29 protein-coding genes and 1 other RNA gene are annotated in these 26,750 nt (G+C 34.4%); 11 read left to right on the forward strand and 19 right to left on the reverse strand.

The features are described from left to right. The first annotated feature begins 219 nt into the window (after positions 1-219). Together C1638_RS19385 and C1638_RS19390 are read left to right on the forward strand one after the other, a co-directional pair. A complete protein-coding gene (locus C1638_RS19385) occupies positions 220-1,110 on the forward strand; it encodes a DUF72 domain-containing protein (RefSeq protein WP_109623599.1) in 891 nt (296 codons plus the stop codon). 178 nt (positions 1,111-1,288) lie between these two features. Then, positions 1,289-1,519 carry a hypothetical protein gene (locus tag C1638_RS19390; protein ID WP_109623600.1) on the forward strand — a complete coding sequence of 77 codons (231 nt, stop codon included), beginning with the start codon at positions 1,289-1,291 and terminating at the stop codon, positions 1,517-1,519. A 65-nt stretch (positions 1,520-1,584) separates the two neighbouring features. Here the strand turns inward: C1638_RS19390 and C1638_RS19395 are convergent, their stop codons facing one another. The 6 genes from C1638_RS19395 to C1638_RS19420 form a co-directional block, all read right to left on the reverse strand. After that, positions 1,585-2,103 (reverse strand): hypothetical protein, encoded by a 519-nt coding sequence (locus C1638_RS19395; protein WP_228428224.1) that lies wholly within the window; start codon positions 2,101-2,103, stop codon positions 1,585-1,587. Between the two features lie 113 nt (positions 2,104-2,216). Next, entirely contained in the window at positions 2,217-2,861 is a 645-nt protein-coding gene (locus C1638_RS19400; RefSeq protein ID WP_109623602.1) for an HD domain-containing protein, read from the reverse strand. Then, positions 2,858-3,703, reverse strand: a complete 846-nt coding sequence (locus C1638_RS19405) for an alpha/beta hydrolase family protein (RefSeq protein ID WP_109623603.1) — start codon at positions 3,701-3,703, stop codon at positions 2,858-2,860. Before C1638_RS19405 ends, C1638_RS19400 begins: the two co-directional genes overlap by 4 nt. Positions 3,704-3,792: 89 nt before the next feature. Next, a complete protein-coding gene (locus C1638_RS19410) occupies positions 3,793-4,683 on the reverse strand; it encodes a ribokinase (RefSeq protein WP_109623604.1) in 891 nt (296 codons plus the stop codon). 68 nt (positions 4,684-4,751) lie between these two features. Then, positions 4,752-5,387 (reverse strand): DUF4241 domain-containing protein, encoded by a 636-nt coding sequence (locus C1638_RS19415; protein ID WP_109623605.1) that lies wholly within the window; start codon positions 5,385-5,387, stop codon positions 4,752-4,754. A gap of 90 nt (positions 5,388-5,477) precedes the next feature. After that, a complete protein-coding gene (locus tag C1638_RS19420) occupies positions 5,478-8,093 on the reverse strand; it encodes a valine--tRNA ligase (RefSeq protein ID WP_109623606.1) in 2,616 nt (871 codons plus the stop codon). A 128-nt stretch (positions 8,094-8,221) separates the two neighbouring features. Here C1638_RS19420 and C1638_RS19425 point away from each other — a divergent pair, with 128 nt between their 5' ends. Together C1638_RS19425 and C1638_RS19430 are read left to right on the forward strand one after the other, a co-directional pair. Further along, positions 8,222-8,686 carry a DUF1573 domain-containing protein gene (locus C1638_RS19425; protein ID WP_109623607.1) on the forward strand — a complete coding sequence of 155 codons (465 nt, stop codon included), beginning with the start codon at positions 8,222-8,224 and terminating at the stop codon, positions 8,684-8,686. Positions 8,687-8,795: 109 nt separating this feature from the next. Next, positions 8,796-9,665: a polyphosphate kinase 2 family protein gene (locus C1638_RS19430; protein WP_109623608.1), complete on the forward strand. Its 870-nt coding sequence runs from the start codon at positions 8,796-8,798 to the stop codon at positions 9,663-9,665. A gap of 18 nt (positions 9,666-9,683) precedes the next feature. Here C1638_RS19430 and C1638_RS19435 read toward each other — a convergent pair whose 3' ends face one another. From C1638_RS19435 to rnpB, 4 genes are all read right to left on the reverse strand, one after another. Further along, positions 9,684-10,262, reverse strand: a complete 579-nt coding sequence (locus C1638_RS19435) for a glycine-rich domain-containing protein (protein ID WP_109623609.1) — start codon at positions 10,260-10,262, stop codon at positions 9,684-9,686. 47 nt (positions 10,263-10,309) lie between these two features. Beyond that, the gene (locus C1638_RS22190; RefSeq protein ID WP_123838404.1) at positions 10,310-10,636 is read right to left on the reverse strand and encodes a hypothetical protein; all 327 of its coding nucleotides are present in this window, start codon (positions 10,634-10,636) and stop codon (positions 10,310-10,312) included. A 233-nt stretch (positions 10,637-10,869) separates the two neighbouring features. After that, entirely contained in the window at positions 10,870-11,400 is a 531-nt protein-coding gene (locus C1638_RS19445; RefSeq protein ID WP_109623611.1) for a hypothetical protein, read from the reverse strand. Positions 11,401-11,579: 179 nt separating this feature from the next. Further along, positions 11,580-11,903: RNase P RNA component class A (gene rnpB / locus C1638_RS19450), an RNA gene on the reverse strand. A gap of 274 nt (positions 11,904-12,177) precedes the next feature. Between rnpB and C1638_RS19455 the strand changes: the two genes are divergently transcribed. Genes C1638_RS19455 through C1638_RS19465 form a run of 3 tightly spaced genes read left to right on the forward strand, consistent with a single transcriptional unit; the run spans position 12,178 to position 15,016 of the window. After that, positions 12,178-12,669 (forward strand): RNA polymerase sigma factor, encoded by a 492-nt coding sequence (locus C1638_RS19455; protein WP_027374652.1) that lies wholly within the window; start codon positions 12,178-12,180, stop codon positions 12,667-12,669. After that, positions 12,662-13,336 (forward strand): DUF8845 family protein, encoded by a 675-nt coding sequence (locus C1638_RS19460; RefSeq protein ID WP_109623612.1) that lies wholly within the window; start codon positions 12,662-12,664, stop codon positions 13,334-13,336. Before C1638_RS19455 ends, C1638_RS19460 begins: the two co-directional genes overlap by 8 nt. Positions 13,337-13,396: 60 nt before the next feature. Next, positions 13,397-15,016 (forward strand): AMP-binding protein, encoded by a 1,620-nt coding sequence (locus C1638_RS19465; RefSeq protein ID WP_109623613.1) that lies wholly within the window; start codon positions 13,397-13,399, stop codon positions 15,014-15,016. 123 nt (positions 15,017-15,139) lie between these two features. Here C1638_RS19465 and rpoN read toward each other — a convergent pair whose 3' ends face one another. The 4 genes from rpoN to C1638_RS19485 all read right to left on the reverse strand — a co-directional run bounded on the left by rpoN (position 15,140) and on the right by C1638_RS19485 (position 19,566). Next, complete coding sequence (gene rpoN / locus C1638_RS19470; protein WP_109623614.1) at positions 15,140-16,603, reverse strand: RNA polymerase factor sigma-54; 1,464 nt, start codon at positions 16,601-16,603, stop codon at positions 15,140-15,142. A gap of 159 nt (positions 16,604-16,762) precedes the next feature. Next, the gene (gene asnS, locus C1638_RS19475) at positions 16,763-18,211 is read right to left on the reverse strand and encodes an asparagine--tRNA ligase (protein ID WP_106914866.1); all 1,449 of its coding nucleotides are present in this window, start codon (positions 18,209-18,211) and stop codon (positions 16,763-16,765) included. Positions 18,212-18,322: 111 nt separating this feature from the next. After that, complete coding sequence (locus C1638_RS19480; RefSeq protein WP_109623615.1) at positions 18,323-18,922, reverse strand: CDP-alcohol phosphatidyltransferase family protein; 600 nt, start codon at positions 18,920-18,922, stop codon at positions 18,323-18,325. After that, positions 18,919-19,566, reverse strand: a complete 648-nt coding sequence (locus tag C1638_RS19485) for an LA_2272 family surface repeat-containing protein (protein WP_109623616.1) — start codon at positions 19,564-19,566, stop codon at positions 18,919-18,921. Before C1638_RS19485 ends, C1638_RS19480 begins: the two co-directional genes overlap by 4 nt. Positions 19,567-19,671: 105 nt before the next feature. Here C1638_RS19485 and C1638_RS19490 point away from each other — a divergent pair, with 105 nt between their 5' ends. The 3 genes from C1638_RS19490 (at position 19,672) to C1638_RS19500 (ending at position 23,110) form a co-directional block, all read left to right on the forward strand. Continuing rightward, on the forward strand, positions 19,672-20,601 hold the full coding sequence (locus C1638_RS19490) for a transcriptional regulator (RefSeq protein ID WP_109623617.1): 930 nt from the start codon (positions 19,672-19,674) through the stop codon (positions 20,599-20,601). Then, the gene (locus C1638_RS19495; RefSeq protein WP_109623618.1) at positions 20,598-21,401 is read left to right on the forward strand and encodes an AraC family transcriptional regulator; all 804 of its coding nucleotides are present in this window, start codon (positions 20,598-20,600) and stop codon (positions 21,399-21,401) included. The genes C1638_RS19490 and C1638_RS19495 overlap by 4 nt, the downstream gene beginning before the upstream one ends. A 62-nt stretch (positions 21,402-21,463) precedes the next feature. Continuing rightward, complete coding sequence (locus C1638_RS19500; RefSeq protein WP_109623619.1) at positions 21,464-23,110, forward strand: serine hydrolase domain-containing protein; 1,647 nt, start codon at positions 21,464-21,466, stop codon at positions 23,108-23,110. Between the two features lie 60 nt (positions 23,111-23,170). Here C1638_RS19500 and rimM read toward each other — a convergent pair whose 3' ends face one another. The 4 genes from rimM to C1638_RS19520 form a co-directional block, all read right to left on the reverse strand. Beyond that, positions 23,171-23,713: a ribosome maturation factor RimM gene (gene rimM / locus C1638_RS19505; RefSeq protein WP_109623620.1), complete on the reverse strand. Its 543-nt coding sequence runs from the start codon at positions 23,711-23,713 to the stop codon at positions 23,171-23,173. A gap of 14 nt (positions 23,714-23,727) precedes the next feature. After that, positions 23,728-24,294 (reverse strand): 30S ribosomal protein S16, encoded by a 567-nt coding sequence (locus tag C1638_RS19510; RefSeq protein ID WP_109623621.1) that lies wholly within the window; start codon positions 24,292-24,294, stop codon positions 23,728-23,730. 179 nt (positions 24,295-24,473) lie between these two features. Next, a complete protein-coding gene (locus tag C1638_RS19515) occupies positions 24,474-24,986 on the reverse strand; it encodes a nitroreductase family protein (RefSeq protein ID WP_109623622.1) in 513 nt (170 codons plus the stop codon). Between the two features lie 164 nt (positions 24,987-25,150). After that, a complete protein-coding gene (locus C1638_RS19520) occupies positions 25,151-25,600 on the reverse strand; it encodes a hypothetical protein (protein ID WP_109623623.1) in 450 nt (149 codons plus the stop codon). A gap of 122 nt (positions 25,601-25,722) precedes the next feature. Here C1638_RS19520 and C1638_RS19525 point away from each other — a divergent pair, with 122 nt between their 5' ends. Continuing rightward, positions 25,723-26,085 (forward strand): DUF805 domain-containing protein, encoded by a 363-nt coding sequence (locus C1638_RS19525; RefSeq protein ID WP_076352643.1) that lies wholly within the window; start codon positions 25,723-25,725, stop codon positions 26,083-26,085. Positions 26,086-26,122: 37 nt separating this feature from the next. Here C1638_RS19525 and C1638_RS19530 read toward each other — a convergent pair whose 3' ends face one another. Continuing rightward, a complete protein-coding gene (locus C1638_RS19530) occupies positions 26,123-26,647 on the reverse strand; it encodes an SRPBCC family protein (RefSeq protein ID WP_109623624.1) in 525 nt (174 codons plus the stop codon). Positions 26,648-26,750 lie beyond the last annotated feature (103 nt).

Consider the following 26,750-nt stretch of genomic DNA (forward strand, 5'->3'; position numbering starts at 1 on the left):
TGGAAGAAATAGTATTACTCACCTAATAAGTAATATTATTTCTTCTATTATTTTATATAGCAAAAGCCCCGAAAGAAAAATCCGAACTTTTGAAAAAGGAGTATATTGAGTAATATAAAAAACTTAATCTACCTAACAATTCTACCGCACGATATTTCATGCATACTATGAAAATTACATCAAAAAAATGCTTAATTTTAAAGCTTAAAACAGCTTAATATGAAATTCGGACAAGTAGAAGACCCGTCAAAAATAGACTTCACCCTTCCAAAAGATCATTCCAGAACCAAGGAAATTTTAAGCCTTAATAAAAAAGGACTGGAAAACATTTCCATAGGATGTGCCAAATGGAATAAAACAGACCTTAAAGGATTCTATCCTAAAGGAACCAAGGATGAACTTACATATTACGCCACACAATTTAACTCCATTGAATTAAATGCAACCTTTTATGGGATGCCTACTCCGGATCAGGTAAAAACATGGAAAGAAAAAACTCCGGACAACTTCAAATTCTTTCCTAAAATCACCAATACTGTTTCTCATTTCAGAAGACTTATTGACGTTACAGATCCTGTGACTCACTTTGCTTCAGCTGTTATTAATTTTGATGAAAAACTGGGAATGGCTTTCTTACAGCTTCATGATAACTTTAAACCTAAAGATTATGACAGACTGGAAAAATTCGTGAAAGAATGGCCCAAGGAAGTTCCACTAGCCATAGAGCTTCGAAATACAGAATGGTTTACTGACGAGGAAATCCTTAATACAACCTGTGAGCTTTTTGAAACCCACAATATCACAAATATCATCGTAGATACCGCAGGAAGAAGAGATATGCTTCACATGCGTCTTACAACACCCAATGCATTCATCCGTTACGTAGGAGCCAATGCAGAAAGTGACTACGAAAGACTGGATGACTGGTTAAAACATCTTAACCAATGGAAAAAAGATGGCCTACAAAATCTTTATTTCTTTGTACACCAAAATATTGAAAAAGCTTCCCCTCTCCTATCTGCCTACTTTATCAAAAAACTGAATGAAGAATGGAAAACCGATATTCATATTCCACAAATGGCCACTGAAAGTACTGGTACTCTTTTTTAATAAAAATGTATCATTACCATCTAAAAACAACAATTATTTAACAGTTAAAAAATTAAATAGACTAATTTTAATTTACCCTCACAACAGCAATAAAAGTCCTTTCATATCAGAAAATTTTATACATTAGAGTACATCATATTTCACTAAACGAATATGAAGTACTTAAAAAAATTTGATCATGGAAAAGGAAATTTGTAAAATCAGCGTTGCGAGCAATTGGCTTGGCGATGAATATATCTTTTATGAGAATCATACTATAAAAAGAATATATGATAACCATAGCCTGAACTTCAACAAAACTGAATGGCTGGAACCTGAAAAAATCAGTAAACAAAACAAAGACAAGATAGTGAAAGGCTGTCCGGAAGAATTTAAGGAGCAAATCATGCAGATTCTAGACTATCCTTAATGAACAATCAGTAATAATTAACAGGTAATGAGCAATTTTTCACATTACTCATTACCTATAAAATATTATTTATTTTTTTTCAAAAGTAGCGCAAGGTTAAGGAATAAAAGCAGAAAATCTAACGCAATCCAAATTCCTAACTTCGTATTCTCATAATTATAAGCATCTACCTGCTTTTTTGCAGCATCAGAAAGCTTCATGCTTTGGTTAATATAATTCTGTACTTCTACAATTTGATCTATATTTTTATTAGGAACAGAATGCTGGGAAAAGTATACAAGATTCTTTTTACCTAGATAACCCACAATCCAGTACTCATCAGACTTATCCATCTTCAAGTATTCTACCCTATAATATTCCGGACGTACTTTCCCGATGTGCTTGGGTTCTAGTGAAATATTTTTATCAATCTTATTTACATTGATCAGGTAGAAATCCAAGGTTTGTGGAAGTTTATTAACCACCTGTAGCCCTACCGAGTTATCCACAAATGCTACAGCACTCTTTTTGATAAACCAATACGTAAAAATAGAAATAGATGAAACCACCGTTACAATGCGGAACAACCTTGCCCATTTTGCCATTCTTCCTGATTTTATTTTATACAAAATCAAGGAAAGGATACAAGCCCAAAAGATAACAAGAATGAAAAATACCATATTGCAAAGATACTGATTTCAGAATTTTTCAGAGAATGTTAATCCACATTCCACTCTTTATAAAACTCGTCAAGGAAATTCAACATATAATTATGTCTTTCTTCAGCCATTTTTCTTCCTTTTTCAGTATTCATAAGATCCTTTAGGAGTAATAATTTCTCATAAAAATGATTGATCGTTGTCCCATTAGATTTTTTATATTCTTCTTTGGACATCCCTAATTTGGGCTGAATCTCCGGATCATACATTGGATTATTCTTAAATCCTCCAAAATTGAAAGTTCTGGCAATACCAATGGCTCCAATGGCATCGATACGATCTGCATCCTGTACAATCTGTAATTCAAGAGATGGATCTATAGGAGCGTTACTTCTATTTTTAAAGGAGATATTTTCAATTACATACAAAACCTTTTCAATCGTTTCATCTGAGACATTCTGTCCTTCAAGAAATGCTCTTGATATTTTGGGAGCAATGGTTTCATCCCCATTATGAAATTTAGGATCAGCAATATCATGCAGTAATGCAGATAATTCTACAACTTCCTGATTACAGTTTTCTGTTTCTGCAATTTTTTTAGCCAGTTTCCATACTCTTTCGATATGAAACCAATCGTGGCCTGCCTCTGCGCCTTCTAATTTTTCTTTTACAAATTCTACGGTGTTGTCAATCGTACTTTTCATTTATCTATCAGTTCATTTAAAATAATATCCCAAAGTTTATGATTATAGCTTCTAAAAAAATTAATGTGTCCTATTTCTTTTTTCTCAGATTCCGATGTTTTTACAAGTCTGTAAGTTGGTTTAAGGTTAGGATAGGTAGTATTTAATAAGCTCAATACTCCTTTTTCTGTCAACCAAACATCATCCTCTGCACGAATTACGAAGACTTTTTGTGTCAAATTTTTAGAATAATCATCAATCTTTTCCAACAATCGGTTGGTTGATTTCTTATTTAAAATTAAGGTTCTCCAGTCATATGCGCAATTTTTTGGAAGACTTTCTCCAAGCCCAAACCAATTTGCCGGAAAATACCCTAACAATGACGTGGTTACGGGCTGAACAATTCCAAATCCCAAATAAGCTTCAATTTTAGTTTTCAGCTTTAAGTTGCCAACAAAGGCATTTTGAGTTCCTACAAAAACAAACTCCTCAAACATTTCCGAATCATCATTCATTCCTAGAATCAATGCACCTACAGAATGCCCCAGACAATATTTTCTATGGTCAGGAAACTGAGTTTTGATATATTCGGTTAATGCTTTATAATCTCGTGAACCCCAAACTCTCATGGAACTATGAAAGCCTTTCATATTCTCAGGTTTAGAAAGTCCTATTCCCGTGTAATCATAAGTTATCACCGTAAAACCTTGCTCAGAAAAGTACTTGGCAAATGAAAAATACACTTGTTGTTTTACACCGGTTGCAGAGTTAATCAACAGCAGTTTTCCATTATTGTTTTTTGGTTGAAAAAGATGTACAGCCAGAGCAGCTTGATCTTTTGTGGTAAGTATTAGTTTTTCCATAGGATAAAAGAAAAAATCCACTATAAAAGTGGACATTTTCAATATATTTTTATGTTAAGTTTCCGACTTTTGATATGTCGTAAATAGCTTTAGGATATAAAATCTGATCTTCTTGGTAATCCTGTCTGAGATCCTTTACCTCCGGAAACCCTTGAAGAAACCTCATTTCCAAATTTCACACATTCTTCAATAGAATTTCCATGGCAGAGTGCTATGGCAAATCCTGATGTAAATGCATCTCCCATTCCCATCTTATAAACAGTGGTATCTTTATCGTTTCTGTAATATTTCATTTCCGTTCCATCAAAATAAATGGTAGAATTGGAATCATCTCTTACAAAAACCTTATTAAAGTATTTTTTGAGTACCTCTTCTCTCTGTTCTTCACCAAAAATGATATACAGTTCACTACTTTTGGTTACAATAAAATCTACCGCTTCCAGAATTTCATCACTTACCCTCATGGCAGGAGAAGCATATAATCCCACTTTTTTGCCATATCTCTTGGCTTTTTTAACGGTATATTCCACCACTTCCATGGAAACTTCAAGCTGTACAAGGACAAGATCAGAGGTATGAAAATACCGGTCTGCTTCATCAATATGGGCTGTATTAAGATATTTGTTGGCTGCAGGCACTACTACAATAGCAGCATTACCCTCGGAGGTCGTCACATAGGCAGTACCTGTTGACTCTCTATCTGTTTCATGTACAAACCCCACATTTACACTTTCGCTCACCAGATTTCTCATGATTTGCTGTCCCAGCGGGTCCATTCCTACACATCCTATAAAGTAAACACTCGCACCCAATCTGGCAGTACCTACCGCCTGGTTTGCACCTTTTCCTCCAAAATAGCTTTCTGAATTAACAGCTAAAACGGTTTCGTTAGGTAGAGGAAGTTTTTCTGTTTCTAGAACGAGATCTATTGAGGAACTACCTACAACAATAATTTTGGGTTGATCTGATGAGAAATTCATTGTGTTTTTATATTAGTTTTAAAAATTATAACAGACGAAATTTCATGTCAAAAATAACTAATTTTTGCTTAACTTATTTCAATAAATTCAGTAATAATCTTCACGGGTGATTGATCTTTACTATAAGCAATATAGCTGGCATAAAAACCTTCTCCGTAGCCGGTCTCGAAAGCAAATATAGTTCCTGGATGAGCTGCTGATGGTTTTAAAAATGCATATTGATCTATGGCTCCATTTTCGTCAAAGAAATATTCATGGAAAAATTCCTCATAGATTCCCATGAAATCAGCCCCTTTGTTATGATATAGCTTTTGTTCCAGATCATTAAGACTGTTTTGGGTATCTACATCCATGAAGCATCCCATTCCACTTTCTACAGGATATCCAAAAACCTCTTCTTTTGCCAGTTCTTTGATGTTTTGTCCTGCCGTGGTCGCAAGCTTCCAGTCTGTAATTTCATCATTACTGAATACAATTTCTGCATAAGCAACACAGTTGCTATCTCTCTCTTTATGAAGCATTACAGAGAATTCTCCTTTCGGAAAATTTGTAGAAAAAGCAAGCATATCATTCGTAATTAACGGATCACAGGCTACTAACTTTCCACTGGAAAGATAAATTTTTCCTACCTCAAAACTTTCTAACAAAGGGCTTTCTACAAAATCCTTCGAAAATAGTTTTTTAATGTTTTCTATATGTGTCATTTTATATCTTTTCTTAAACCATCAGGCTGGATACAAGTTTTCATCTGTACCCAGCCTGATATTAAGACAACATGTTGTCTCTATTTAAATTTACAAACTTTTCAGCTTCTCTTCCAAGATCGCAATCTTGTCAACAGCATCTTTTTGTTTTTTACGTTCAACTTCTACAACCTCTGGTTTTGCATTAGCAACAAACTTTTCGTTGGAAAGTTTCTTTTCTACTGAAATCAAGAACCCTTTTAAGTATTTTACTTCTTCTTCGGTTTTTGTTTTTTCTTCTCCTAAATCTAAGTTTTCACTTAAAGGAATAGAAATCTCAGTGGCTCCTACCAGGAAAGTAAAGCTTGGTTTATCTGTTTTTTGCCCGAAGTTAATTTCAGAAACATTAGCTAATTTTCTTACGACTGCTTCATTGGCAAATTCTTTAGCATTAGTAAATACCTCAACTGTTTCTCTTGGTGAAATTCCTTTGGTCTGACGGTAGTTTCTAACACCGGAGATCAGTTCTTTTGAAATTTCAAAGTTCTTAATTACGTCTTCGCTGAACTCATCTGCATTTTTCTGCTGAGCAATAACAAGAGCATTCTCAATACTTCTTTCTGAAATCAAATGCCAAATTTCTTCTGATTGGAAAGGCATAAACGGATGAAGTAATTTCATCAATTCTTCAAAGAAAATAATTGTTCTGTCATAAACCTCCTTAGAAATCCCTTCTCCATAGTTTGGCTTGATTGCTTCAAGATACCAACCACAAAAATCATCCCAAATTAATTTATAAATCAAATGAAGTGCATCGGAAATTCTAAATTTCTCAAATTGATCATTAATCTCAACAATTGTTTTATTTAATCTATTTTCGAACCATTCAATAGCTTGATGATCTGTAGCGATTGCCGGCTTATCTTCATGATTCCACATGTTGATCAAACGGAAAGCACTCCAGATTTTCGTCATGAAGTTTCTTCCCTGAAGCATTAGATCTTCATCAAAAAGAAGGTCATTTCCTGCTGCAGAACTCAATAGAATTCCTACACGAACACCATCTGCACCATATTTATCCATCAGTTCAAGTGGATCCGGAGAGTTTCCTAAAGATTTTGACATCTTTCTTCTCTGCTTATCTCTTACAATCCCTGTGAAGTAAACATTTTTAAACGGAACTTCTTTTCTGTATTCTAATCCGGCCATGATCATTCTCGCTACCCAGAAGAAAATAATATCCGGACCTGTAACCAAGTCAGAGGTAGGATAGTAATAATTAATATCCTTATTTTCAGGATCAAGAATTCCATCAAAGACAGACATTGGCCACAACCAAGATGAGAACCAAGTATCCAGTGCATCATCGTCCTGTCTAAGGTTTTCTATTGTTAAATCCTGATTTCCTGTTTTTTGTTTTGCTAATCCTAAAGCTTCTTCCTTAGTTTCAGCAACTACAAAATCTTCATCTCCTGTACCATAAAAGTAAGCAGGAATTTGCTGTCCCCACCAAAGCTGACGGGAAATATTCCAGTCACGGATGTTTTCCATCCAGTGTTTGTAGGTATTTTTAAATTTCTCAGGATAGAACTTCACCTCATCATCCATTACTACATCCAATGCTGGTTTAGCAATTTCAGACATTTTAAGGAACCACTGTACTGAAACCTTTGGTTCAATAACAGCACCAGTTCTTTCGGAAGTCCCTACTTTATTTACATAATCTTCTGCCTTTAGTAAAAGATCTTTTTCTTCTAATTCTTTAGCGATTTGCTTTCTTACATCAAATCTGTTTTTCCCTGCATAATGCAGGCCATGCTCGTTAAGGTTTCCGTCATCATCTAAAGCATCAATCATTTTCAACTGGTGCTTTTGTCCGATTTCATAGTCATTGATATCGTGTGCCGGAGTAATTTTCAAGGCACCTGTTCCGAACTCAATGTCTACATATTCGTCTTCAATGATAGGAATTACTCTACCTACAATGGGTACAATTACGTTTTTACCTTTTAGGTGGGCATATCTTTCATCATTAGGGTTGATACATACCGCAGTATCCCCAAAAATTGTTTCAGGACGTGTTGTAGCCACTGAAAGGAACTCTTCAGATCCTTCAATCTTATATTTAAGGAAATATAATTTCCCGTTCTGCTCTTTAAATATTACCTCTTCATCTGAAATATTGGTCTTCGCTTCCGGATCCCAGTTTACCATTCTGTAGCCTCTGTAGATTAATCCTTTATTGTAAAGGTCTACAAAGCTTTTGATAACCTGCTGGGAAAGCTTTTCCTCCATCGTGAAACGGGTTCTGTCCCAGTCACATGAACAACCTAGTTTTTTAAGCTGCTCAAGGATCGTTCCTCCATATTTATTCGTCCATTCCCAAGCATGCTCAAGGAACTGTTCACGAGTAATATCAGACTTATTGACCCCTTCAGACTTCAATTTAGCAACAACTTTAGCTTCGGTAGCAATTGAAGCGTGATCTGTTCCCGGAATCCAACAAGCATTAAACCCGCGCATTCTTGCACGACGGACCAGAACATCTTGAATGGTATTGTTCAACATATGCCCCATGTGTAGTATCCCCGTAACGTTTGGCGGAGGGATAACAATGGTATATGGTGGTTTGTCATTAGGCTCTGAGTGGAAGTATTTGTTTTCCAACCAGTAATTGTACCATTTTTGTTCTGTTTCCTGTGGATTGTACTTTTCTGAAATCTGCATAAATTCTATTTCTTTGGCTTGCAATTTGCAAAAATAGTCTAAAGAAAAAAATTTTTAAGCATGAATTAAAATAATTTTTAACTTTGTTTCACAAAATTTATCTAACAAACATATTAACATTCAAGAATATGAAGAAATTAATCGCAGGAATTGCATTATTCGGAACATTTGCTCTTGCATCTGCACAAACTATTACATTTGATAAAACGACTTTCGACTACGGTACTATTAAGCCTAGTTCTGACGGTACAAGATTTTTCACAGTAACAAATACTGGTGACAAGCCTTTGATTCTTTCAAATGTAAAACCATCTTGTGGATGTACTACTCCTGAATTCAGCCAAGACCCGATCATGCCAGGAAAATCTGCTAAGATCAAGGTTGGATATAACACTGCTCTTACAGGAGGTTTCAACAAAATGATCGAAGTTTTTTCTAACGACCCTGCAAACAGCAGAAGCGTAATCTACATTAAAGGTAACGTAGATGCTAATGCTCCTGAGCCAAAAGTATTGACTCCTGCTGAGCAAAAAGAAGCTGCTAAAGCTGAGAAAAAAGCTGCTAAACTAGCTAAAAAGACTGCTGTAAAGTAAGCTCTACACAAAAAAATAAAGAAACCGTCTCCATTGAGGCGGTTTTTTTATTACATTTATGTAAGAGTAGATCAAAGACATCAAATAATCTTTTAAGCTTAAACAAAATATGGACACCAATTTCTCAGATGATTTTAAAGTAAACGGAAAATTTTCAATAAAAAAGGCATCAACATCCTATCAAGGAAAACTGACTAAGGAAGAGGGAACTCAATTATTAATTCAGGAAAAAGAAAAGCTTCGTGAGCTACAGGAAAGACTTTATGCAGATGGAAGCCAATCTCTTTTGGTGGTACTTCAGGCAATGGATGCTGCAGGAAAAGACAGTATGATAGAGCATGTGTTTGGAGGAGTAAACCCACAGGGATGTAATGTAACCAGCTTTAAGACACCAAGTTCCAAAGAATATTCTCATGATTTTTTATGGAGACATTATCTGGCATTACCTCAAAAAGGAATGATCGGAATCTTTAACCGTTCACACTACGAAAGTGTTTTGGTCTGCAAGGTTCACCCTGAATATAATTTAAGTGAAAAAACATGGTCTTCAGTAAAAGATTTTGATGATAAATTCTGGGAAAACCGCTATGAAAGTATCCGAAATTTTGAAAAACATCTTTCACAAAACGGGACAACCATTATCAAGATTTTCCTGAATGTATCTAAGGATGAACAAAAGAAAAGATTGTTAGACAGGATCAACGAACAGGAAAAAAACTGGAAATTCTCTGCAGCCGATCTTCCTGAAAGAGCTTTATTTAGCCAATATATGGAGGCTTATGAAACAGCCATCAACGAAACTTCAAAAGATCATGCTCCTTGGTATGTACTTCCTGCAGATAATAAATGGTTTGCAAGAGTAGCTGCTGTTCAGATTATCATTGATACTTTAGAGAAAATGAATCTGAAATATCCAAAGCTTTCAGCAAAAGATAAGGAAGATCTTCAACAGGCTAAACAACAATTATTAGACGAATAATCCGGAATTAGTTTATTTCTAAACTGATTTACCGTGAATATATTGAAAGACTTTTGAATGCAAATTTTCAAAGGTCTTTTTCCATGTGAATTGCTTGGTAATTTTCATCTTATTTTCCGGTAATAGGAATGGTATAATTTCTTTAGGAATCCGCCAAAAAACTTCGGGTGGGTTCTGCCTGAAAACATGGATGTAAAGTTTTAGGGTTTCCAAATACCAATCCTGATGCTTATTATAATCATTAATTCCGCCTACATTCGGAAAATGATGGAGTTCTCTTTCCAGAATGTTCGGACAGAATTCTTTCCAGTATTCGGTGGTATAGAGCAAATGCAAATGCCATACTTTATCTACAACTATGGAAGGAGATGCACCGTTTTTAGAAGCACAGCATAAGTAAACAAATTTTTTATATTCTTCAATAGCAAGCAAACAGAATCTTCTCGTCCAGCCCTCTGTCTGAGACAGTTTTCTGGAAAAAGGAATGGCTACTTCAGCCTGATCAATCTGATACTCTGAAATCCTTTTCCATAAAGGATTCTGGAGATAATCCAACTGTGTATTATTCAATAAAATGGAGGTAAATTCAGGTTTCATGATATTAAAAATCTTAATCCATTAATGCTTTTTAAATGAATATTATATCAACCGCCACATCCACAAGATGGAGGAGTATAATAGGTATGAATTTCTTTTTTGTAATATTTTCTAAGTAAGTTTTCAAAATCCTCTCTGGTCATTTGCTTATAAATATCTGTATCAGATAAATTCAATTGAAAGTCCTTTTCAGGATCGGGATCTACTGTCACCGAAAGAACTGAATCAATAATCTGGATTTCAGAAATTTCTTCCCAGATCAATTGTTTTTTTACCTTATAATTAAAAATTCCTTTTGAGCTGATGGATAATTTTCTCACAGGCTCTTCGTCCGGCTTCATCCGTTCCTTAATACATCTAATTAAGATTTTCACTGAAGCATTAAAAAAAACAGACATTAATAAAAAAACAATGCAGGAAATTAAAATTTTAAAGGGATTTTTGTTTGTAAACACAAGATAGATCAGTATACAAATAACTACCAGTAAACCAATCGTTGATATCAAAGAAAATACAATAGTTACATACCTCGGCTTTTCTTCTGATGACTTGTATAAAGTAGTTTCTGATTCCATTTTAATTCATTGATCTGTACATACTATTAAAATTAACAACCACAACCACAGGATGATGGTGTATTGTAAATATAGACTTCTTTTTTATAATGATATTTCAGTAGCTTTTCAAAAATTTCTTGTGTCATTTGTTTCTGAAGATTTGTCTTGGATAGGTTCAGTTTGAAATCTTTTTCAGGATTAAGATCCACCGTTACAGAAAGTATAGAATCTATAATTTGTATTTCTGAAATACTTCCCCAATCCGTTTCTTTGCGTTCTGTGTAATAATTAATTCCCTCTCTGGAAATACTTAGCACAGGGTAAATAACAGGCTGTTTCCTCTGCTTATTGATCAGGTGAAGAAAATATTTCACAACTTTATAGTGCAAAAACATAAATCCGATCCACAAAATATTGTTAAGAATTTTTATTAATAGCTCATTGGTTATGTCTTGAAAAAAATACATCAGACATTGATTAATTCCCCAAAACAATCCATATACAAAAGCCACATACAAGATTATAGCAATAAAGCCTGGCTTTTCTTCCGGAACTGACTGTAAAGTAATTTCTGTTTTCATCTTGATCTCTTTATGGTAAAGTTGAGATAACAGAAAAATATAAAAGTCTTTCGTAGATCTTATTTGGTTTCTTAAAAGTCTTATATTAGAATTACAAATACATAATATACTGTATTACAAATAAATGTAATAACATTAGACTCAAGAATAAAAATGTAAGAAAAAATTGAATTATAAGAAAAACGAGAAAATCTATAAGCCGGATTTTGTACTTCCTGAGAAGTGCTTGTTATTTATCTACGCTTTACATTGCTGCAAAACTTGAGCTGATTACCCCTCGGTTTTCAGGACGAGCCGCCCCTATTTCCATTACTGAAAAGAACCGATATACTTACCATTGCACCGCAAAGAGTTTACCTGGTTTCACTACAGCCGAACTGTACCTGCTTTCTGTTGCACTTGTCCTACCCTCACGGGTGACGGATGTTATCCGCTTTGCTGCTCTATGGTGTCCGGACTTTCCTACCCCTGCCGAAACAGGAATCAACAAGCCGATTTTCTCGTGGGTGCAAAGATACATAAATTTCGTGGTAAAAGGGCGAAAAGATGAAACAGCAAAGGGATTAGGAAGAGAAAAAACATTTTTACTAACCCTACTTGCTTCTAAACAATTTATACTAAATTGATAAAATCATCAAATCTGTATTCTCCTATTTACTCCATTATTTTACACATTATTATTTATTCATCTTTTGGCATTTTAGCTTTTCGTGATTTTAGAATTATTATTCTTCATCAATTACTACATTATTGTTATCTTCGTGCCATTATACATCTATGAATTCCAGAGAAAAAGAATTTGCGCAACTTATCAAAGATAATCAAGGCCTGATTATTAAAGTATCGCGCTTATATACCAATTCCCTGGAAGATGAAGAGGATCTTTTTCAGGAGATTGTCTTGCAACTTTGGAGAAGTTATGATTCTTTTAAGGGAAATTCTAAGATTTCCACATGGATGTACCGCGTAGCACTTAATACCGCCATTACTCTTTTTAGAAAAAAAAGCAAAAGTCTTCCTACCAATGAACTGGATATCAACCACAAAGATTTTGTGGAAGATGATGATGAAAAACAACAACAGATCTCGCTTTTGTATACTGTAATCAAGACTCTTCCTAATATAGAAAGAGCCATTGTCATGATGTATCTTGACGATCTGCCTTACAAGGATATTGCAGAAAACCTCGGAATCACTGAAGTTAATGCACGTGTGAAAATGAACAGATTAAAGAAAACCCTTAAAGAACAGATGGAAAAATATGCCTGAATTTGATTTAGATAGCTTTAAGAAAACATGGCAGGAACAACCTGTACAGCCAAAATATGACAACAGTGAGATTCTTCAGATGTTGAATAGAAAGTCACGTAATTATGTAAAGTATATTTTCTGGATCAGTGTTGTAGAATTTTTGTTCTTTTCTGTTTTGGGCTTATTCTACTTCTTTCAGGAGGAAGAATCTGATAGTTTCCGCAAAATGTTGGAAAGATTAGGTGCTCAGGAAGCTCCTGAAGTTGAAAATAATTTTGGTCATGTTTATTTAGCTATAAAAGTTCTGAGCTTATTGATTACGGCTTATTTTGTCTTAAAGTTTTATCAAAATTACCGAAAAATAAAGATCGAAGAAAACCTTAAAGGACTTATTACCAGAATCATTAGTTTCAAAAAAACGGTGAATGCCTTTATTCTTATCAGTATTGTATTGCTGATTGCTTTTACTTTTGTACTGATCGCCTTTATATTTTATACCTTAAGCACTCAAAATATACAGCCTACTAATTCTAATCTTACTATCATTATTGTGGGAATTACCATTAGTACGTTACTTGCTGTATCCATGATTTGGTTTTACTATAGACTGGTATACGGAAGTATCATTAAAAAACTTGATAAAAACCTAAAACAACTAAAAGAGATAGATTCACAGGAAAATTAGTATTCATAGGCTATAGTTCAAGATATTATTGTTAATTTTATTTCACCAAATCTTTTTACTATGCCTTTATCTTATGTATATGGAGCTTCTGACGTTCCATTATTAGGACAGACTATTGGAGGAAACCTTAAAAGTACTGTCGAAAAATACCCAAATCAGGAAGCACTTGTCTGTGTTCATCAGGATTACAGAGCTACTTATCAAGAGTTTTACAACCAAACCACTGCGATTGCAAAAGCGCTTTTATTTTTAGGCGCAAAATCTGGTGACCGAATAGGGATATGGTCTTCCAACCGTTATGAGTGGGTTCTTTTACAATATGCCACTGCTAGAATCGGAACTATTTTGGTCAATATTAATCCGGCATACAGAACTCATGAACTTACTTATGTTCTGAACCAGTCTGAAGTTCGTTTCATTTTCTCTTCCTTATTTTTTAAAAGCAGTAATTACAAGGAAATGGTAGAGTATGCCAAGGAAGTGTGCCCTACCCTTGAACATGAAATTTTCTTTGATGATAACTGGGAAGACTTTGTCAATAACGGACAGGATATTTCGGATGAAGTTTTACATAGCTTCGAAGAACATGTACAATTTGATGATCCGGTGAATATTCAATATACTTCAGGAACAACAGGCTTTCCCAAGGGAGTAACGCTTTCTCATCATAATATTCTGAACAATGGCTATTTTATTGGTATAAGATTAAAATATACGGAGAAAGACCGTGTCTGCATCCCTGTACCATTTTATCACTGCTTTGGAATGGTGATTGGAAATATCTGCTGTACCACTCATGGCGCCTGTATGGTGATCCCCAATGACAGCTTTGATCCTGATATTACTTTAAAAGCAGTTTCTGACGAGAAATGCACTTCATTATATGGAGTTCCTACCATGTTTATTGCTGAACTAGCCGTAAAAGATTTTGATACCTACGATTTTTCAAGTCTAAGAACGGGTGTAATGGCAGGTTCTGTCTGCCCTCCTGAGATTATGAAAAAGGTAGAAAGCCTGATGAATATTAAAGAAATGAGCATCTGTTATGGAATGACAGAAACCTCTCCTGTTTCAACACAGACTTTAATTGGCACTCCCTTGGGAAAACAGGTTAGCACAGTAGGTACAGTTCAGGATCATCTTGAAATAAAGATCATTGATGAAAATGGAAAAGTACTAAAGCGCGGAGAGCACGGTGAACTTTGTACAAGAGGCTACTCTGTGATGCTAAAATACTGGAATGATCCTGAAAATACTAAAAAAGTACTGGATGACGCCCGTTGGATGCATACCGGAGACATGGCAGTAATGGATAAGGATGGGTATATTACCATTTCGGGAAGAATTAAGGATCTTATTATTCGGGGTGGAGAAAATATCTCTCCAAAAGAAATTGAAGACTTTTTATACACTTATACCAACATTTTAGATGTTCAGATTATTGGAGTTCCAAGTGAAAAGTTTGGGGAAGAAGTAATGGCGTGGGTAAAAGTGAGAAAGGGATTCACTATCACAGAAGAAGAACTAAAAGATTACTGTAAAGGAAAAATTGCTCATTATAAAGTTCCAAAATACTGGAAGTTTGTGGATGAGTTCCCGATGACCATTTCAGGAAAAATAAGAAAGGTGGAAATGCGGGAAATATCCATGAAAGAATTGGGATTGGGAACTAAAGTTTAACCAAAGAATCAAACCGCAAAGTCACAAAAGCTGTCTGAAATTCTAACAGAAATTATAAGAACACATTTTTTTGATCTCATATAAAAACAAAAAAAGCATTTCAAATGAAATGCTTTTTTTTATTTAAAGTTCTTTTCTTAATCTGGCAACAGGAATATTGAGCTGTTCACGATATTTTGCAATCGTTCGTCTTGCAATATTATACCCTTGTTCTTTTAAGATGATCACCAAAGCATCATCTGTCAAAGGTTTTCTCTTATTCTCTTTACTGATTACTTCCTGAAGATGGGTTTTAATTTCTTTGGTAGAAACTTCTTCTCCATCATCATTGGTTAAACTATCTGAGAATAGATCTTTAAGATATACAATACCGTTCGGAGTGTCTGCATACTTACTTTTCACTACCCTTGAAATGGTAGAAATATCAAACCCTGTAATGTCTGCAACATCCTTTAAGATCATTGGCTTCAAAGATTTTTCGTCTCCTGTAATGAAATAATCTTTCTGGAATTTAACAATAGCATTAATTGTTTGCAATAAAGTATTCTGACGCTGATTAATTGCATCAATATACCATTTCGCTGCATCTAGTTTTTGTTTGATAAATAAAGCTGCCTGTTTATGCTCAGAAGATTTTTTATCATGAGAGTAGGTAGTAAGAATATCTTTATATTCCTCAGAAACCCTTAACGTAGGTGCATTCTTGCTGTTAAGCATAGGAATTACCAATCCATCTTTCACCTGAATTACAAAGTCCGGAATAATTTCCTGATTGATTGTAATGGTCTGTGTATCAAAGTTTCCTCCAACCTTTGGGGATAGCTTAGAAATTTCATCCAACGCATCTTTCAGGTCCTCTTCTTCAATATCATATTTCTGGATGATCTTATTGTAATGCTTATTGGTAAGAGCATCAAATTGATTTCTCAAAATATTAGCAGCCAAAGAAACAGCTTTATCCGAGCTTACTTTCTTCTCAATCTGTAATAATAAACATTCCTGTAGTCCTCTTGCTCCTACACCGGATGGATCCAACTTTTGAACATAGTTTTCCAAAATGTCTTCTACCTTTTCCTTTGTGGTATAGATTCCTTGTGAGAAAGCGAGATCATCAACAATAGATTTAATCTCTCTTCTCAAATATCCATCTGTATCTAGGTTTCCGATCAGATATTCTGCAATCTTAAGGTCTTCATCACTGATATTTACCAAGTGAATCTGTTCCATCAGATAATCATATAATGACTGTCCTTCCGTTAAAAGGCTTTCGTTGTCAAATTCCTCATCATCCGGAGAGTAGTTACTGGATGCGGTTTTATAGCTTGGTTCGTCGTCGTAAAGATATTCGTTAACGTCGAAGTCTGTTTCAATGCTCTCTGTACCTTCATCCTGATAAGCGTCTTCCAGAGAAGAATATTCATCTTCCTTAGAATCCTCCTTTGCAATTTCCAAAGCAGGGTTCTCTTCTAACTCTCTCTCCAACTCCTCTTCAAATTCAAGAGTATGAAGCTGAATAAGCTTCATCAACTGGATCTGCTGAGGGGCCAGCTTTTGTCCTAATTTGAGTTGTAAGTGTTGTTTAAGCATATTCGTATTTACGTTTTAACATAACATATTCTACGAATTTAATAAATTTATTTGATAAAAAATACATTTAGCATGATTTTTGCTTTATACACTCTACATAATAAATTATTGAAAAATAAAAAAAGCCTTAAACAGATGTTAAGGCTTTTTTTTATATCTCTAGAATTCAGCACTTTTCGGCGTTCTTGGGAAAGGAATCACATCTCTGATGTTTGTCATTCCTGTTACGAAAAGAACTAATCTTTCCAATCCTAAACCGAAACCTGCATGAGGTACAGAACCGAATTTTCTGGTATCAAGATACCACCAAAGTTCGTGCTCATCTACATGCATATCTGCCATTTTCTGTTTTAAAACGTCTAATCTTGCTTCTCTTTCTGATCCTCCAATGATCTCACCAATACCCGGGAAAAGAACATCCATAGCGGCCACTGTTTTATTGTCTTCGTTCAGCTTCATATAGAAAGCCTTGATTTCTTTTGGATAATCGAACAATACAACCGGACACTCAAAATGCTTCTCTACTAAGTATCTTTCATGTTCAGACTGAAGATCTGCTCCCCAGCTTTCCACAGGATAAGCAAATTTTCCTTTTTTGTTTTCTTTTGAGTTTAATAAAATCTCAATAGCTTCTGTATAACTTACACGCTTGAAACGCTTAGCTATTACATTTTCAAGTTTCTCGATAAGTCCCTCTTTCGCTCTTTCCTTTTCTGGTTTTGTCTTTTGTTCTTCTTCAAAACGCTTGTCCAGGAATTCAAGATCGTCTTTACAGTTATCCAATACATACTGGATTACATATTTTAGGAAATCTTCCGCTAGGTCGATGTTATCTTCAAGGTTGTTGAATGCTACTTCCGGTTCAATCATCCAGAATTCCGCAAGGTGTCTTGTCGTATTTGAATTCTCAGCACGGAAAGTAGGTCCAAAAGTATAAATTCTTCCTAATCCCATTGCTGCAGTTTCTCCTTCAAGCTGTCCTGAAACGGTAAGGTTAGTCTTTTTCCCGAAGAAATCCTGTGCAAAATCAATTTCACCTTCTTCAGTTCTTGGCATATTGTTCAGGTCAAAGTTTGTTACTCCAAACATTTCTCCCGCCCCTTCTGCATCTGCACCTGTAATTACCGGTGTGTTGATATAGAAGAATTGGTTTTTGTTAAAGAATGAATGAACGGCAAAGCTTACCGCATGACGTACTCTGAAAACAGCACCAAACAGGTTAGTTCTGAATCTTAAGTGCGCCTGCTCACGAAGCTTTTCTAAGCTGTGTTTCTTAGGCTGAAGAATTGTACTTTGAAGTTCTTCTGTAAAGTTATCTCCTAAAACAATGATCTTTTTAGCAACAATTTCTACAGACTGTCCTGCTCCCTGACTTTCTACCACTTCACCCACTACTTTAAGGGAAGAAGCTGTGCTAATATTCTTGATGATTTCTTCATCAAAATTTTCGAAATCAACAACTATCTGCAAATTATTAATCGTAGATCCATCATTAAGGGCTATAAAGCGATTGGCACGGAATGATCTTACCCATCCGTAAACTGTAATGTCATGATGTAATACTTTCTTGTAATCCTTTAGGATTTCTTTGATCGTTTGCTTTTTCATTTGTTGATAATAAATTTTCGTATAAAAATTAATGTTTGCAAAGTTACAAAAAAACGGCGCAACTTGATGATTGCGCCCTCTTTAAAAATCATTAATCAATTATTTAATACATTAGTTAAAGAAAATAGACTTTTTTCTCTGTTTTCCGTTCCTTATTTTCAGGGCATGATAACAGCTGGGAACATCATATTGCCATTGTGGAAGGAGTAAAATAATGAGGATAACGTCAACGTGAGAAATCAACCCAAGAATAATCGCCAGATTGAAAGCCCATCCCGCTTCCTGAAAACCTATAAGATAAGTAAATGCCAACAGCAAACTCAAGCCCCACATTTTTGACAAAAAAGCATGAGTACAGGTTTCTTTACCAAACTTCCAGATACTGACAATGTAGCAAAGTGCTTCCATGACGAAAATTAAAAGGATGCCATGCCATTCCCCTTTAATTAATTCAGGATTCAGAAAATAAGATGCAAACCCTAGTGAGAGCCAGAAGATCAAGTCAGTCTGGCTGTCCAGTCTTCTTAATTTTTCTGAGGAAATCCCTGCTTTTCGGGCAATAATTCCATCAAAAATATCGGTTAATATTCCGAAATACATTAATGCAAGAATATATTGACTGGCTGATTCTCCTATGTAGTATCCCAAATACAGAATTACAAAAGCTGTTATAAAACGGGATAAGATGAGTAAATAGGGTATATTTTTCATAATTCTTTCTTTTCTTGTTTCTTAAAATTCCAGTTGATTAAAGGAAGTTTTCTTTTCCCGTTTTCATTCCATACTCCAATCTGGAGTCCTCGAAAATCTTTACAATTGTTGTAAAGCCCAATCTGAAGTCCTCTGCATTTCTGACCTATATTCGCTAATGGGGCAACAGAAACACCTTTTATTTCATGATGCAAATTGAAAAAAGGAGATAAAGCAGCTCCATTTGTAATGGCATAGGTATTTATATTGCTTGAGATATTAATCTCCAACCCATTAGTAACCGTAGGCTCCATATTGATGAGAGATAGCTGAACTCCGTTAATTTTGTTCATCTTATTCTCAGAAACAATTCCATAATCATTGTTTAAGTTCCATTTCCCTGCGTCGGGTAGATACACAAGCAGTAATGCAGGAAAGAAAAGCCCTACCGGATTAAGTCCCAACCCTAATCCATTAATTTTCTTAGGAATTACATTTTCATCTTCATCAAAATATTTGAACATAATTCCGTTCACATTTCTGACATTCTTTGAAGGTGAAGCTCCAAGAAATCTGGGCTTCAGAGAATCAATCTTTATAGAGTCTGATGCATAGATCAAACTATTGAAAAAAAGAACCGTTAATAATATTATTCGTGTTTTCATAACTCATAATTTTTAAATTACAATTCAAAATTATCTGCAGAAGAACCAATTCCGAATGTGAAAAAAAATTAAAAAAAATACTACATTTGTGAAAATCACAAAATCATGTATCAGGAACTGTTACTTAAGGAAATTCGTAGAAAAATTGGTGATAAATCTTTGAATGATGAGATTGCCAATATTTTGAATATAAGTTATGATGCATCACACAGAAGAACGTCCCTGAAAGCTAAGTTTAGTTTTGAAGAGGCTTTGGAACTGGCCAAATATTATCAGATTTCACTTAATCAATTTATAACTTCAGACCAACAGATTTTAGTTCAGAAAACCTTGGTCGTGAACGAAACAGAAGATTTACAGTCTTTTTTCCAGAATAATCTCAGCATTTTTGAAAACTTACCTCTTTCTGATGAGATGACTATTTATTATTCTGCGAAGGATATTCCTTTTTTTTATACCCTTTCAGATACACTGCTTTCCCGTTTTAAAATCTATGTCTGGATGAATCTGCTTAATGCAAAACAGGTTTTTATTCCTTTTCTGAAGTTTTCACCCCCTTATTTTGAATCAAATACACAAGAACTCAAGAAAAAATATGAGGCCCAAAATATAGTAGAATTGTGGAATGACAGGACTATTTCCAGTATTTTACAACAGATCTTATTTTATTATGAGACTGGACTTCTACAAAAAAATGAGGGTCAGATTATTTTGAAAGAGCTTAGAGAACTTATCGAATATATTGAGCAAAAAACAGAAAACAATCCAAAGTTTCACTTATATGAAAATGAATTGATGCATCTTTCCAATGATATTTTTTTTCATCATCCGCAACAATCACTTTTTGCATTGCCGGCAAATATGTTTGGCTATATTTTGATTAATGATGCAAAAACATGCAAGGAAACCCGTAATTATTTTGAACATCAGATTAAAAATTCAAAATCTTTGAATACATCCGGAAATAGGGACAGGAAAATCTTTTTCAATAAAATGTATGAACAGATTGAACGGTTAAAACAAAATTTATCATGAATACTCTACGTAACGGCGAATATTTTGGGCAGACCAACGACATTGTTAATTTTGAAGGATTAACAATCACAGATACTGAATATACTCATCCTTATGTAGACTGGCATTATCATGAAAATGCATATTTTACTTTTTTGCTTCAGGGAAATATGATTGAGGGGAACAAAAAAGAAACTTATGAATGCTCTGCAGGCACCCTACTCTACCATCATTGGGAAGATCCACACTATAATATTAAGCCTGAAATCTTTACACGAGGTTTTCATATTGAAATTTCAAAAAACTGGTTTGATCAGTTTGATTTTCAAAAAAATAACGCAGAAGGGAGTTTTAATATACAAGATCCTTCTTTAAAATTGCTGATTTATAAAATTTTCAAAGAAAATCAGGATAGAGATAACGCTTTTGAGGTAGCTATCCATCAACTTTTGTTAAACTTATTCAGTCAGTTTGTTATTCAAAAAGACAAAACTGAAAAGAAACCTGTCTGGGTAGGACACATCAACGAAATTTTACATGAAAGCTTTACAGAAAAATTAAGCCTTACTGAACTTTCCACAACTTTAAATATTCATCCGATCCATTTAAGCAGGGATTTCCAAAAATATTTTCATTGTAACTTGGGAGAATATATCAGAAAATTAAAGCTTAATAAATCACTGGAGCTACTCACCAAGCGGGATTCCTTAACGGATATTGCTCTGGAATGCGGGTTTGCAGATCAAAGTCATTTCATTCGTTGTTTTAAAGAAAATATTGGAGTAACACCTTTAAAATACAGAAATCTTCTAAGAAAATAGAGATGTTAATTTCATTCTATTTTATAATACAAAAGCCTATTATTTTTGCTAAAATATAAAAAATGAAGCCTACCATACTACTGATATTTATTTTCACATTTTATCTTTATCCGGCACAAAGCCAGAATATTTTCACCCCTGAAAAGATTGAGAATCCGATTCAGAAAAAATATTCCGGAAAAATTATTTTTCTAGACAAATCCATCAGTCTTGAAAATTTAAAAGATGATAACATTCTTTCTTCTTCAACTTTTCAGGAAGATAAGGACTTTGGTATTCATGCTTTTTTTGACAATTCTCTGGTGAATTACCTGCATCAGCTTGAACCTAAATTCACCGTTGATCAATTACTTAAAAACGGAAATTATCAGTTCTCTTTTTACGTGGATGGAAAACTAATTTACGAAGAAAACCTAAATACAGGAGCAGGTACTCCGGAAAACAAAAAGCTAAAAACGAACCTCAGAATACCTCTTACCAGCAGCAATAATGAAGATTCATGGGGAAGATATTTATGGATGCGTTTTTATTTAATCCATGGCGGAATTGATGCCTTGGCCAGCGGAAATCATATTCTAAAAATTGAAATCCGTCCTTATCTAAAAACATCATCAATACAAACAGGGCCTATTATTGCAGAAGGAGACATCAATATTAATGTTCCTGAAAAGAATATTTCAGAGCAACAGATCGCTGTTCAGCCTATTCAGCCCAAGAGTGGATGGGATACTTCAAAGGAAAAATTTGACATCGAACTCATTAAAAATTTAAATAAAAAAATAGCAGAAGAAAGATTCAAAAACGTAACAGGTATTGTCGTCGTAAAGAATGGAAAACTGCTAATAGAAGAGTATTTTAACCATTCAGGAAGAGATTCTTTACAAGATACACGATCTGTGGGTAAATCTTTTTCTTCAGCTTTGATGGGAATTGCAATAAAAGAAAACCATATAAAAAGTGAGAATCAAAATTTAAAAGCCTTTTACAATGTAGAGCAATTTAAAAACTATTCTCCTAAAAAAGACAGTGTTACAATCAAAAGCTTATTAACGATGAGTTCTGGTTTTGATGGAAATGATGAGGATGATGAATCTCCAGGTAATGAAGAAAATATGTACCCCACTGAAAACTGGGTAAAATTTGCACTAGATGTACCCATGACGGGCAATATGATTGGTGAAAAATGGAATTACTTTACTGCCGGTGTTGTAATAACGGGAGACATTTTAGATAAAAATGTTCCAAAAGGTTTAGAAAATTATGCTGATAAGAAACTATTCCAACCCCTTGGAATCACCAATTATAAGTGGCAATTTACCCCTCAGAACAAGCCATCCTTAGCAGGAGGATTAAGAATGAAAGCGTTAGATTTTGCCAAGTTTGGTCAACTTTATAAAAACAATGGAGTATGGAATGGAAAAATGGTTTTAGATAAAACCTGGATTAGCAAATCTTTCACTAATTATTTTGCTGATCAACCAGATTTTGAGGGATATGGATATTTATTCTGGAGAAAAGTTTATAAAGTAGGAAATCAAAATTTTGAAGCCTATCAATGTAGTGGAAATGGAGGTAACAAGATTATTATTTTCACGCATATTCCTATTGTTATGGTGATTACAGCTACAGCTTATAATAAACCTTATGCTCATTCACAGGTCGATAAAATGATACAGGAATATCTTTTACCCGCCCTTAATTATAAGTAAGGGTGAATTTATTATCAATAAAAAATATTGTGGGAAAGATTTATTTTACTTAGCGTAAAATTATTCGTCCTTTTTAGATGGAACCAAGAATACGTCCATCAAGCCTTCCGGCAGTTGCATTTTAATAAATCTTTCTTCTCTGTTTACTTCAAGGACCCAATCTTTGATTAATGGAATAACGATTTCTCTTCCCTCAAATCCAAGGATGAAGTAATTCTGTGCTGTCTGATCATTTACAGAACGTATAACACCACATTCGTTATCATTTTCATCAAGAATATCATAACCTATGATTTCGTGATAATAGAATTGTTTTCCTGAAAGTTTAGGCAATGTAGTTAATGGCAGGTAAACACTTTTACCTAAAACCTGGTCTACTATTGCTTCAGAAGAGTTTTTGAATGCAAGATTCAGAGCATCTAGTTTGCTCCATGATAATTTTTCAATAAAAAATGGAACCAATAATCCGTTGATTTCAACGAATATTGATTCCAATTTATTGTAAAGCTCGGGTTGGTCGGTATCTAATTTAAGGATAACGTTACCCGCAAGTCCATGTCTGCGTGTGATTTTACCTAAAAAATAGCAATCTTCTTTACGCATAACAGGAAATGTTCTTAAGCTTCAGTGTTTTCTTCAGTTTCAGCAGCAGGAGCTTCTCCTTCTGTAGCTTCAGCAACAACTTCTTCAGCAGGTGCGTTTGCAGCTTCTTCAGCAGCTTTAGCATCAGCTTCAACTTGAGCAGCAGCAGCAACTCTAGCTTCGTTTACTTTTACTTCAGCTTCTAAAGCAGCTTTCTTAGCATCAGCTTTAGCAGTAGCTAAACCTTCTACTTTACCTTGAACTTTAGATTCTTTAGATTCTAACCAAGCACTGAATCTTTTTTCAGCTTCAGCTTGATCAAAAGCACCTTTAGCTACACCACCTTGTAAGTGTTTTTTGTAAAGAGCACCTTTGTAAGAAAGAATAGCTCTAGCAGTATCAGTTGGCTGAGCACCGTTGTTTAACCACTGTACAGCAGAGTCAACGTTCAATTCGATAGTTGCTGGGTTAGTAATTGGGTTGTAAGTTCCTAGTTTCTCGATGAATCTACCATCTCTTCTAGCTCTAGAATCTGCAACCACGATGTGGAAAAAAGGTTTTCCTTTTTTACCGTGTCTTTGTAATCTGATTTTTACTGACATAATGTTTGAATTTTACGGGAACTCGTCCCAGTTAAATATTTAAGAGTGCAAAGATATACAAAAATTATGATTGAACAATGAATTAATATAACATTTTATCAATCTAACGGTATAACGATATTTTGTCTTCCCATTTAGAGTTTATCATTGTTCCATAGATCAACTTTTACATTGTTGTATTAATCTAATCTTCCCATATAAAAAAGGCCCAGACACTTTTGATTTTCTTCAATTTTTAGAGACTCTTTCAAAGCATTAACAATTGAAGGAGAACTCCAATAGCAACCAATATTATTTGCCGTACAACTTAAGTACATGTTTTGAACAGCCATTGAAGTAGCCGCAATTTCTTCCCATTCAGGAACCATTCCGCTGAAATTAACAACAATGGAAATGACAACATTAGCTTTGTTAATTTTAAAACCGATGTCATTATATTTTTTCTCCAGAAAAAGTTGTTCAGGTTGGCTTGCTTTATAGATAGCCTGCATTTCTGAAGCTAGTATTGCTTTTTCCTCGCCTTTGAATATTTTAAAACGCCAAGGTTTTGTACGTTTATGATTGGGAGCCAAAGTCGCTGAATGTAGAATTTCATCAATAACTTCCTGAGAAATTTCTGTGTCAGTATAGTCCTTTGGAAAAATACTTCTTCTTTGCTCTATTATTTCTTTTAAAACTGTTGCTTTATTCATAGAAACAAAATTACGAAAAAGTTGAGAGTTTGTGAGTTGGTTATTATCTGTTTAAGTCAACTAATCGTCTATTTCCTCATTTAACTGGATTATCAATTGAGAAAGCATCCCAACATATTTGAATTTATTATATATAGACATACTTATTTACCAATGTTATTCCCCTACAACACCTCTACTATTTTCTGGTGAATTTTGTTTAGAGTAAACTCGTCTCCTGCTCTCATCCCCATCAATTTCCTGGCCATGGGACTTTCAGGAGAAATAGCATAAAACCGGTCTCCCTCGAAGAAAAACTCACCCAATGAAACAGAAATATAAAAACGAGCCTTATTGGTAATAACCAAAGAGCCTAGCTGTACTCTTTCCGTAGATGTATTCAGGACTTTGGCCATATTTTTTTTAAGATCATTCAAAGCCCCAAGCTGGCGCTGCATTTGATAAATCTCCTCCTGCATTTCCTCTCTCATGCTATCATACTTTGGAGTTTTCTTGATGTCACGGCTTGCTTCCTGGGTAAATTCTATAAAATTTTTAAGCTTCTCAATTTTCTCTGCAATAGTAGTGTTTACAAAGTCCCTGATACCACTTTTTTCAAATACAATCTTCTCCATAAATCGATTCTTTATATAAAGATAATATTTTTTAGAATAATGAGTTCTGGCTTAACATAAAATAAATCTTTTACAATATCTAAAAATTATATCTAGATTTGGTTCCTTAAAAAACTAAAATCATGTTTAAAGCACCATTTTCATTTGACGGAAGAATCAGAAGAACAGAATACGGATTGTCATACCTTATTTATTTGGTATTTTCTGTACCGTTCAATTTTTACTTTCAAACTAATCAAGAACCATCAGGAATGGTTATTTTATTTTTCGTTGTTCTCCTTATCCCATTTCTTTGGTTTCTTCTTGCACAGGGTGCAAAAAGATGCCACGATAGAGGAAACTCAGGTTGGTTCCAATTAATTCCTTTTTACGGTTTGTGGATGTTATTTGCAGACAGCGATCACGGTTCAAACCAATATGGACCCAATCCTAAGGGGCAAGGGAACTTTGATCCCATTAGCGAGATTGGTAAAAAAGAATTGTAATAAAAAAAGCCTTGTATCATTTTACAAGGCTTTCTGTTTATTTTTCTGATAGTTTCTTGAGGTCACCGAGTCCCTGTCCAAACATTTTATCCATATTACGGTCCATCATTGGTTTCATTACCTTCATCATGGTATTTAATTCATTATCAATCTTCCATGTTACCTTTGTTCCGCTACCTTCGGGAGTCAGGACAAAAGTTCCTTTGGCATTTCCATCAAAAGGTTGAATAAAATGAAGCTTAGTGACCAATTTTTCATTTGGTACAGTTTCGGTGATGGATTGTTCTCCCTCACTATCATCTCCTTTCCAATGATAAGAATCTCCCATTTTATCTCCCTCTCCGGAATAGGTAATAGTAATGTTCTTTATTTCTTTCGAAAAAGGATCCCACATATTATATCCCTTTAAGGAACCTACATATTGCCATACCTTTTCCTTTGGAGCATTGATGACAACGGATTTTTCATAATGATAATCTTTACTGAAAGCCAGAATAGCGATTACAGCGTAGGCAATAATCAACAGAATGATTATGCCTATAATCTTTAAGAGTGTTTTCATAGTCTATATATTTAAGGTTATTTATTTTAAATATGATTACTGAATCTGTTCTCAAAATTAAATATTCCGACATCACCCGCTCTTTCCATATGACAAGATTATT

The sequence above is a fragment of the Chryseobacterium oncorhynchi genome (assembly GCF_002899895.1).
GTDB lineage: Bacteria > Bacteroidota > Bacteroidia > Flavobacteriales > Weeksellaceae > Chryseobacterium > Chryseobacterium oncorhynchi.

Excerpts from the sequence above, each read along its gene's own strand:
- C1638_RS19390 (WP_109623600.1), top strand. The coding sequence starts at position 1,289 with ATGGAAAAGGAAATTTGTAAAATCAGCGTTGCGAGCAATTGGCTTGGC.
- C1638_RS19515 (WP_109623622.1), bottom strand. The coding sequence starts at position 24,986 with ATGAATAAAGCAACAGTTTTAAAAGAAATAATAGAGCAAAGAAGAAGT.
- C1638_RS19385 (WP_109623599.1), top strand. The coding sequence starts at position 220 with ATGAAATTCGGACAAGTAGAAGACCCGTCAAAAATAGACTTCACCCTT.
- C1638_RS19485 (WP_109623616.1), bottom strand. The coding sequence starts at position 19,566 with ATGAAAACACGAATAATATTATTAACGGTTCTTTTTTTCAATAGTTTG.
- C1638_RS19495 (WP_109623618.1), top strand. The coding sequence starts at position 20,598 with ATGAATACTCTACGTAACGGCGAATATTTTGGGCAGACCAACGACATT.
- C1638_RS19395 (WP_228428224.1), bottom strand. The coding sequence starts at position 2,103 with ATGGCAAAATGGGCAAGGTTGTTCCGCATTGTAACGGTGGTTTCATCT.
- C1638_RS19455 (WP_027374652.1), top strand. The coding sequence starts at position 12,178 with ATGAATTCCAGAGAAAAAGAATTTGCGCAACTTATCAAAGATAATCAA.
- C1638_RS19435 (WP_109623609.1), bottom strand. The coding sequence starts at position 10,262 with ATGAAACCTGAATTTACCTCCATTTTATTGAATAATACACAGTTGGAT.
- C1638_RS19400 (WP_109623602.1), bottom strand. The coding sequence starts at position 2,861 with ATGAAAAGTACGATTGACAACACCGTAGAATTTGTAAAAGAAAAATTA.
- C1638_RS19420 (WP_109623606.1), bottom strand. The coding sequence starts at position 8,093 with ATGCAGATTTCAGAAAAGTACAATCCACAGGAAACAGAACAAAAATGG.
- C1638_RS19530 (WP_109623624.1), bottom strand. The coding sequence starts at position 26,647 with ATGAAAACACTCTTAAAGATTATAGGCATAATCATTCTGTTGATTATT.
- C1638_RS19425 (WP_109623607.1), top strand. The coding sequence starts at position 8,222 with ATGAAGAAATTAATCGCAGGAATTGCATTATTCGGAACATTTGCTCTT.
- C1638_RS19520 (WP_109623623.1), bottom strand. The coding sequence starts at position 25,600 with ATGGAGAAGATTGTATTTGAAAAAAGTGGTATCAGGGACTTTGTAAAC.
- C1638_RS19410 (WP_109623604.1), bottom strand. The coding sequence starts at position 4,683 with ATGAATTTCTCATCAGATCAACCCAAAATTATTGTTGTAGGTAGTTCC.
- C1638_RS19430 (WP_109623608.1), top strand. The coding sequence starts at position 8,796 with ATGGACACCAATTTCTCAGATGATTTTAAAGTAAACGGAAAATTTTCA.
- asnS (WP_106914866.1), bottom strand. The coding sequence starts at position 18,211 with ATGAAAAAGCAAACGATCAAAGAAATCCTAAAGGATTACAAGAAAGTA.
- rimM (WP_109623620.1), bottom strand. The coding sequence starts at position 23,713 with ATGCGTAAAGAAGATTGCTATTTTTTAGGTAAAATCACACGCAGACAT.
- C1638_RS19490 (WP_109623617.1), top strand. The coding sequence starts at position 19,672 with ATGTATCAGGAACTGTTACTTAAGGAAATTCGTAGAAAAATTGGTGAT.
- C1638_RS19415 (WP_109623605.1), bottom strand. The coding sequence starts at position 5,387 with ATGACACATATAGAAAACATTAAAAAACTATTTTCGAAGGATTTTGTA.
- C1638_RS19445 (WP_109623611.1), bottom strand. The coding sequence starts at position 11,400 with ATGAAAACAGAAATTACTTTACAGTCAGTTCCGGAAGAAAAGCCAGGC.
- C1638_RS19510 (WP_109623621.1), bottom strand. The coding sequence starts at position 24,294 with ATGTCAGTAAAAATCAGATTACAAAGACACGGTAAAAAAGGAAAACCT.
- C1638_RS19405 (WP_109623603.1), bottom strand. The coding sequence starts at position 3,703 with ATGGAAAAACTAATACTTACCACAAAAGATCAAGCTGCTCTGGCTGTA.
- C1638_RS19500 (WP_109623619.1), top strand. The coding sequence starts at position 21,464 with ATGAAGCCTACCATACTACTGATATTTATTTTCACATTTTATCTTTAT.
- rpoN (WP_109623614.1), bottom strand. The coding sequence starts at position 16,603 with ATGCTTAAACAACACTTACAACTCAAATTAGGACAAAAGCTGGCCCCT.
- C1638_RS19460 (WP_109623612.1), top strand. The coding sequence starts at position 12,662 with ATGCCTGAATTTGATTTAGATAGCTTTAAGAAAACATGGCAGGAACAA.
- C1638_RS19525 (WP_076352643.1), top strand. The coding sequence starts at position 25,723 with ATGTTTAAAGCACCATTTTCATTTGACGGAAGAATCAGAAGAACAGAA.
- C1638_RS19465 (WP_109623613.1), top strand. The coding sequence starts at position 13,397 with ATGCCTTTATCTTATGTATATGGAGCTTCTGACGTTCCATTATTAGGA.
- C1638_RS19480 (WP_109623615.1), bottom strand. The coding sequence starts at position 18,922 with ATGAAAAATATACCCTATTTACTCATCTTATCCCGTTTTATAACAGCT.